General features: G+C 72.4%; 2 protein-coding genes. Both read right to left on the bottom strand.

The window, feature by feature from the left end; translation table 11 throughout:
* Positions 1–1,086: Era-like GTP-binding protein (locus tag G7A99_RS17415; protein ID WP_163142507.1), on the bottom strand; the 1,086-nt coding region annotated here is incomplete at its 3' end.
* A gap of 6 nt (positions 1,087–1,092) precedes the next feature.
* The coding region (locus G7A99_RS17410) for a S9 family peptidase (RefSeq protein ID WP_163142505.1) at positions 1,093–3,051 on the bottom strand (1,959 nt) is incomplete at its 5' end.

Here is a 3,051-nt window from a genome sequence, read left to right as displayed (position 1 = left end):
CTGGATGACGAGGTCGCTGCCCGGCGCCACCGCGGCCATGGCACCCACCACGGCGCGGCGGGCGTAGCGGCTGACCAGGGCCTCCGCGGCGTCGCGGCGGTGGGCCTGCACGGCGCCCTCCAGCTTGCGCGCGGCGAGCAGCAGGACGGCCCGGTCCCGACCGGCGCTCAGACCGTCACGGTCCACCACGCGCTGGAGCACCCGGCGCAGCCGGCGCACGTCCGGCAGGCGTTCGCGTTCCTCCTCGCGCTCGTGGCCGTCACTGTCCCGGATAATCACGGTCTCGGTGCCGCCGGCGATGACCGGTACGATCTCCGTCGACGCGCCGAAACGCTCGCCGAGGCGGGCGCGGATCGCTTCCCGGTCCGACGGCTCGTAGCGGTCCGCCTTGTTCAGCGCCACCACCAGGGGCTTGTCGAGGGCGCGTACGGCGTCCAGGGCCCGCCATTCCTCGCGCGTCAGGTCGCCCTCGGCAACGAACACCACTACGTCCGCCCTGCCGGCCTCGTCGGTCGCTGTCCGGTCCAGGCCGGCAGCAGGGTCGGACAGGCCCGGCATGTCGGTGAGCACGAGGCGGTCGCCTCGGACATCCTGCCACTCGTAGTGGACCACGTCGCGGGTCGTGCCGCCGAGCACATCGGAGTCCGCCGCCGCACCCGGCGCCAGGGCACGGATAAGGGCCGACTTACCGCTGCTCACGGTGCCGAACACCGCGACGTGCACACTGCCGGCCTCGCGGCGCCGGTCCAGCTCGTCCAGCTCCGTGCGCACGGCGGCCACGTCGGCGCCCGCCTCCGCCCAGGTGGCCGCGCGGGCGCGCAGCCCGGCCTCGTCCGGCACCACCTCGTCCCGGGCCGGCCGTGCCGGCATCCGCAGCGTTCGCCACACCCCCCAGCCGGCCGCGGCGAGCACGGCCAGCCCGACTGCGATCACCACCGCGCGCACGGCGAGGGGCTCGTCGGCCAGCCGGGCCTTGAGCGCGAGGAGCTGATTGCCCGCGAGCAGCAGCACGGTGGCGACGACGAGCAGCACGACGGCGAGGACCAGCCACCGCCAGCGTGCGACGACCGTCGCGAGACTCGTCATCCCCGGTTACTCGATCCCCAGCGCCCGGAGGATGAACGCATAGCGCTGCGCCACCTCCTCCAGGTACTGGAAACGCCCGCCGGGCCCGCCGTGACCGGCGCTCATGTTGGTGCGCAGCACCAGCGGGGCATCGCCGGTGGCCCGGGCACGCAGCCGGGCCACCCACTTGGCGGGCTCCCAGTAGGTCACCCGCGGGTCGGAAACGCCGGCGGTCACCAGCAGCGGCGGATAGGCCTGCCCGGCGACGTTGTCGTAGGGCGAGTACGAGAGGATGCGGAAGTACGCGGTCTCGTCGTCCAGGGGATTGCCCCACTCCGGCCACTCCGGGGGCGTGAGCGGCAGGGTCTCGTCGAGCATGGTGTTGAGCACGTCCACGAAGGGCACGTCCGCCACCGCCGCGCCGAAGAGCTCGGGGCGCTGATTGAGCACGGCCCCCACCAGCATGCCGCCGGCGCTGCCGCCGTGGGCAACCAGCCAGCCGCGGCCGGTGCGGCCCTCGCCGATCAGCGTCTCGGCACAGGCGATGTAGTCGCTGAAAGTGTTGGGCTTGTCCGCCATGCGGCCCTCGCGGTACCAGCGGTAGCCGCGCTCCATGCCCCCGCGCACGTGGGCGATGGCATAGGTCACGCCGCGGTTGACCAGCGACAGGCGGTTGGGGCTGAACGAGGGCAGATCGCTGATGCCGTAGGCGCCGTAACCGTAGAGCAGCAACGGCGTATCCGGCCCCGGCGGACAGTCGCGGCGATGGAACAGCGACACCGGCACGGCCTCGCCGTCCGGCGCCCGGGCGGTCAGTCGCTCGCTGACGTAGGCCGCCGGATCGTGCCCGGAGGGCACCTCCTGGCGCTTGCGCAGGGTGCGCGTGTGCGCAGCCATATCGTAGTCATAGACCTCGGCGGGCGTCGTGAACGAGCTGTAGGCGAAGCGCAGCGTGTCCGTGACGAATTCGAAGCCTGCGGACAGACCCACGCTGTAGCAGGCCTCCGGGAACTCGATGGTGTGCTCGACGCCGTCGTCCAGGCGGCGGACGACAATCCGCGGCACCGCATCCTGGAGCTCCTGGCGCACCAGGTAGTCCCGGAAGAGCAGCATGCCCTGGATGAGCCGGCCGGGCTCGTGGGCGACCAGCGTGCGCCAGCTCGAGGGCGCGTGGTCGTCGAGCGGCGCGGTGCAGATGCGGAAGTCCTCGGCGTCCCCGGCATTGGTGAGGATGTACCAGGCCTCGCCCCGGTCGGCGATGCCATACTCCGTGCCGGCGCGCCGCGGCGCGAAGACCGTGGGCCTGGCGGAAGGATCGTCCGCCGGGAGGTAATAGACCTCCGAGGTGGTGTGGTCGTGACTGTCGATGAGCAGATAGCGCCCGCTCTCGGTCTTGTCCACGCCCAGAAAGAAGCCGGCGTCCTGCTCCTCGTAGACCAGCGGGTCCGGGCCGCGCTCGCCCAGGGTATGGCGATGCACCCAGCGTGAGCGGTGGTCGCCGTCGATGCGGGTGTAGAGCACCGTGCGCGAGTCCGCGGCCCACACGAAGCTGGCATTGCAGTCGCCGATACGGTCCGGGAGGTCCTGGCCGGTCTCGAGGTCGCGCACCCGGATCTCGAAGACCTCGGCGCCGGCGGCGTCGACGGCATAGGCAAGATAGCGGTGGTCCGGGCTGTGCTCCGCCCCGCCGAGGCGGAAATACGCGGCACCGGCGGCCTCTGCGTCACCGTCGAGCAGTACCTGCTCGCCACCCTCGGCGCCCCGCCGGCACAGCAGCGGGTGCTGCCCGCCCTCGCGGTAACGGCTGTAGTAGTACCACGCGCCGTCCCGCAGGGGCACGGAGGCGTCGTCCTCGCGAATGCGCCCGCGCAGCTCGGTGAACAGCGCGGACTCCAGCGCCCGGGTGTCCGCGGTCACGGCATCGGCATAGGCGTTCTCGGCGACCAGGTACTCGCGGATCGCCGGATCCAGGCGATCCGGGTCGCG

Source organism: Arhodomonas sp. KWT (assembly GCF_010993615.1).
Note: the sequence above shows the minus strand (reverse complement) of the source record. Positions and strands in the feature narration are given on the sequence as shown.